This is a genomic window from Pseudomonas edaphica, from assembly GCF_005863185.1.
Taxonomy (GTDB): Bacteria; Pseudomonadota; Gammaproteobacteria; order Pseudomonadales; family Pseudomonadaceae; genus Aquipseudomonas; species Aquipseudomonas edaphica.
In genome coordinates this window covers 1-4,813 of record NZ_VBVZ01000490.1, presented here as the reverse complement: position 1 = coordinate 4,813, position 4,813 = coordinate 1, and the positions used below count along the sequence as shown (strand labels likewise).

Sequence of the window (4,813 nt, the reverse complement as noted above, 5' to 3'; positions counted from 1 at the left end):
GGTACAGTTCGTGTTCGACAACCCGGCGCTTGCTCTCGCTACAGTCCTGGATCAGTTGTTGCGCCCAGGCTGGGTAACTCGAGGCTTCCATAAGCGGGCCGGTTCGGTTGAAGGTGTCGATCACTGTAGGGCTCCTTTTCTAGTGTGATTGTACAGACCGTCGAATGCTTCAGCGGAATGTGCCGGGCGCCTTTAGCAACAGTGGCTGCGGCCGCACGGGTCGGCACTGCAGACTATCAAAGGTAAACAATTGCGGACGTTCGATCAGGTAGCCCTGAGCATAATCCACACCGATCTCAAGTAAAGCTTGCTCGATCAGCGGTGTTTCAACAAATTCGGCAATTGTGCGCTTACCCATGACGTGGCCGATGTGGTTGATCACTTCGACCATGGCACGGTTAATCGGGTCGTCCAGCATATCCTTTACGAAACTCCCGTCGATCTTCAGGAAGTCTACAGGTAAATGTTTAAGATAAGCGAACGAGGACATTCCGGCACAAAAGTCATCAAGTGAAAAATGGCAACCTAAGGCCTTGAGTTCATTAATAAAGCGGATTGCACTGCCCAAATTGGCAATAGCGCTGGTCTCTGTTATTTCAAAACAAATCATTTCCGGCGGAATGCTGTAAGCCTCGAATTTCTCACGTAAAAACCCGAGAAAATCATCATCGCCAATAGTTATGCCTGACAGATTAATCGCACACATAGCCATAGGACGGCCTGCACGCTCTTGCATACAACGGGCGATAATCTTAAAGACGTTTTCCACGACCCAACGATCTAGCGAAGTCATCAAACCGTAACGTTCGGCCGCAGGAATAAAACTGTCCGGCAAGATGATCCGACCCGCCTCGTCGTGCAGGCGCAGGAGGATCTCAATATGACCATTACCACCATCGGTATGGCCCAACGGCGAGATTTCCTGGGCGTAGAGGCAAAAACGATCTTCCTCCAGGGCCATGTGCAGGCGTTGTACCCAGGCCATTTCGCCAAAACGCATGGACAATTCCGAATCATCGGCATGGTAGACCTGCACCCTGTTACGGCCCTTTTCCTTGGCCATATAACAGGCCATATCAGCGGCGCGCAGCGAAGTTTCCAGGGTGGTCGGCGATTGCGAGATATGCACCAGACCAATGCTCACGGTGGTCATGAACGGCCGGCCCTTCCACACAAAATGCAGGCTTTGCACGGTATGGCGCAGGCTTTCAGCGATCTTTTCCGCCACCGCTGCCGGGCAGTTCTCCAACAGGATGCCGAATTCGTCGCCGCCCAGGCGCGCCAGGGTGTCGCCTTCGCGCAGGTCCGATTGCAGCAACGCACAGATATGCCGCAGCAGCTCATCGCCCGCCGCATGCCCGCAGGTGTCGTTGACCAGCTTGAACTGGTCGAGGTCGAGGAACATCAAGGCATGCCGCCCGCTCTGCTGGCGCGCTACCTGTTGCAGCACCTGCTCCAGCCGGAACTCGAATTCGCGGCGGTTGGCCAGGCCAGTCAAGGCATCGTGGGTCGCCTGCCACGACAGGTTGGCGATGTACTGGCGCTCCTGGGTCATGTCGTGCAACACCAGCACCGCGCCGCTGACCTTGCCGGCGTTGCGGATCGGGGCACCTACCAGGGTGACTGACACCGTGCTGCCGTCCACGCGCTGGATCAGCTTGGAATGCTCGCTGCCACCGCTGAGTTCACCCTTGATAATGTGTTCAATCAGGGCGAAGCCATCGGGCTCGGCGTTCTCATCAAGCAGGTTGAACAACGCCGCCAGCGGCAACCCTTGGGCCTGCGCGTTCTTCCAATGGGTCAGCGCCTCGGCCGCCGGGTTCATGTAGGCAATGGCGCCGTCGACATCCGTGGTGATCACGCCGTCGCCAATCGACTCCAGGGTGATCTGCGCCCGCTCCTTCTCGGCTTGCAACGCGGTGGCGAAGGCGTGGCGCTGGGTCAGCAGTTTGTGGGTACGCAGCAGTGCCAGCACGATCAACCCCAGGGCGGTGGCCAGGTTGGTGATCAGCAACAGGCGCAGGATCATCCGCGAACCTTCGCCCAAGGCATCGCTGAAGGCCTTGGCGGCTGGCGTCACGCCGTCGTTGATGGCGATGATGCGCGTCTTCCAGCCAGCAATGTCGCCAGGGCTGACCTGATCACTGCGGATCGCCCGGTGCATCGCCTGGGCCAGGTCATCCAGTTGCACCAGGTAACCATCGCCCACGGTCCACAACTCGATGGCTTTTTCCAGGTAGCTGAAATGGCGAAAATTGAGGTACAGCCAGATCAGATTGGACACGTCATCGGGGTGGTTGCCGCCCTTGAGGATGCCCAGGCGCGCGGCCGCAAGGTCGGGCGTGGGACGGTCCAGCGCGACGCGCAGCTCATGGCCGCCCTGGGGCACGGCGATGGCTTGCCGGTATTTGAGGAACGTCGCTTCGTCGCGGTTATCGGCGTAAAGGCTCAGATAGTAGATGGCGTCTTTCTGGCCCTTGGACCACAAGCTCTCGCCTGCTACATAGCCGCGCACCGCTGACAGCATGTAGAGGCTGACGCAGCCCAGCAATGCCTGGAACAGCACGACGGCGATAAAGGGCCAGACAATGCCCAACAACCGAGGCTTGCTTAACGTCGCTGCGAGAGTACGCTTTTGCTTCATGAGATCCCTTGCACATGCACTGCTTGATACGCACGCGAGAATCCGCTCTCGATAGCTCAGCCAAATCAACGCACTTGTTGCAGATGTCCGTAGAGCTTGGCGTATAACCCTCCATCGGCAATCAACTGCTGATGGTCGCCATCTTCGGCGATATGCCCGCCATCAAACACCAGTACCCGGTCGGCCTGTTTCACCGCAGAAAGCCTGTGGGCGATGATCAGTGTAGTACGCCCACTGAGAAACCGCGCCAGCGCCTGGTGCAGGTTGTACTCGGTGGCTGCGTCCAGGGCCGAGGTGGCCTCGTCCAGTATTACCACTTTGGGCTCGGCCAGCACCATGCGTGCAATCGCCAGGCGTTGGCGTTGCCCACCGGAAAAACGCACCCCCGAGCGCCCCACCACACTGTCCAGGCCCAAGGGCAGTGCCTTGACGGTAGCATCCAACTGGGCGATTTCCAGTGCCTGCCAACAGGCTTGGTCACTGCGGGCGCGGCCCATGGTCAAGTTGGCGCGCACGGTGTCGTTGAACAGCGCCGGGTGTTGCAGCACCACTGCGACGTTTTCGCGAATGGTCGCCAGGCCGATTTCCTGCTGGGTAGCACCGCCGAAACGGATACTGCCGGCTTGTGGGGTATAGAGCCCCAACAGCAGTTGCACCAGGGTACTTTTGCCGCCGCCGCTGGCGCCGACAATCGCGACCTTCTCGCCGGGTGCGATAGCCAGGTTCAACTGGTTGAGTACCAACTCTTCGCCATAGCCGAAGTTGAGGCCGCGCACCTCGATGCCGACGGTCTCACGCCCGGTGAACGGGTCTTCGCCGCCGGCATATTGCGGCTCGTCGGCCCGCGCCAGCAGCTCGTTGATCCGCGTCAGCGCACCACCCGCCGCGTAGTAGGCATATTGCAGGTTCAGCAGCTGCTCCACCGGGCCGATCATGAACCACAGGTAGCTGAACACTGCGAGCATCTGGCCGATGGACAGGTCGGAAAACAACACCGTGAGCATCGCCGCCGCGCGGAAGATGTCGATGCCGAACTGGAACAACAAGCCACTGGCGCGGCTGGAGGCATCGGTTTTCCATTGCGAATGGATCGCGTAGTCGCGCACTTCCTTGGCGCGCTGGCCCAGGCGCCCGAGGAAAAAGCCTTGGCGATTGCCGGCGCGCACTTCCTGGATGGCGTCGAGGGTTTCGGTCAGCGCCTGGGTGAAGCGCGAAGTGCTGTCGTTCTCGAGCTTCTTCAGGTGTTTGACGCGTTTGCCCAACTGCACCGTAGCGTATATCACCAAGGGGTTGAACAGCAGGATCAACAGTGCCAGTTGCCAATGCATCCACACCAGAATCGCCGAGGTGCCGACCAGCGTGAGCATGGCCACCAGGAAGCGGCTGAGAGTCTCGCCGACAAACTTGTCCAGGGTGTCCAGGTCGGTGACCAGATGCGTGGTCACCGTGCCACTGCCCAGGCTTTCGTATTCGCCCAGGGAAATCCGCTTGAGCCGTTCGATCAGGCGCACGCGGATGCGGTACACAATGTCCTTGGCCAGCCGCGCAAACAGCCGCGCCTGCACCACGTTGAACACCAGCGCACCGCAGCGCAGGCATAAGGTCACCAACAGCATCAGGCCGATATAACCGGCTGCCTTCTGCCAACCCAGTGGCAACGCGTGGTTCATCACCTTGAGCGCAGCATCGCCGTGCCCCAGCAGCACTTCGTCCACCAGCAACGGCAACAGCAAAGGGATGGGCACGCTGCACAGGGTCGCCAGCACGGCAACGCCATTGGCGATCCACAGGGATTTCTTGTGACGCAGGGCCAGGCGGCGAACTTCCGCCCAAGTCAGTCGGTCGGTGCGTTTGGGCTCATCCTGCACAGGTGGCACGCTCCAGCCATCGGGCGAGCAAGGGCGACAGCTCGGACAACGGCTGATAACCGTTGGTCAGCAACGCCAGCTGGCCATTACGCTCGGCCAGCAGCGTCGGGAAACCGGCGATGCCCAAGTCCTGCACCCAGGTAAAGTCAGCCGCCGTCGCCGCATGTTGCTCGGCGCGGTCGAAGGCGCCGGCAAACTCGATGCGCGGAATGCCCGCCTGCTCGGCCAGTTCCACCAGCACGCTGGCAAGGGTCACATCGCGGCCCTCGACATAAAACGCACGCTGGATCAGCCCCAGCAG

The 4,813-nt window shown here is 60.0% G+C and carries 2 protein-coding genes and 2 pseudogenes; all 4 read right to left on the bottom strand.

Annotation, left to right across the window (positions count from 1 at the left end; all coding sequences use genetic code 11):
• Positions 1-124 (bottom strand): annotated as a pseudogene (locus FEM54_RS24915) (TenA family transcriptional regulator); the annotation flags it as partial.
• A gap of 45 nt (positions 125-169) precedes the next feature.
• Positions 170-2,644 carry an EAL domain-containing protein gene (locus tag FEM54_RS24910; RefSeq protein ID WP_099548937.1) on the bottom strand — a complete coding sequence of 825 codons (2,475 nt, stop codon included), beginning with the start codon at positions 2,642-2,644 and terminating at the stop codon, positions 170-172.
• Between the two features lie 65 nt (positions 2,645-2,709).
• Positions 2,710-4,512: an ABC transporter ATP-binding protein gene (locus FEM54_RS24905; RefSeq protein ID WP_017137794.1), complete on the bottom strand. Its 1,803-nt coding sequence runs from the start codon at positions 4,510-4,512 to the stop codon at positions 2,710-2,712.
• Positions 4,502-4,813, bottom strand: a pseudogene (locus FEM54_RS24900) (DsbA family protein); the annotation flags it as partial. The gene FEM54_RS24905 and the pseudogene FEM54_RS24900, both read right to left, overlap by 11 nt.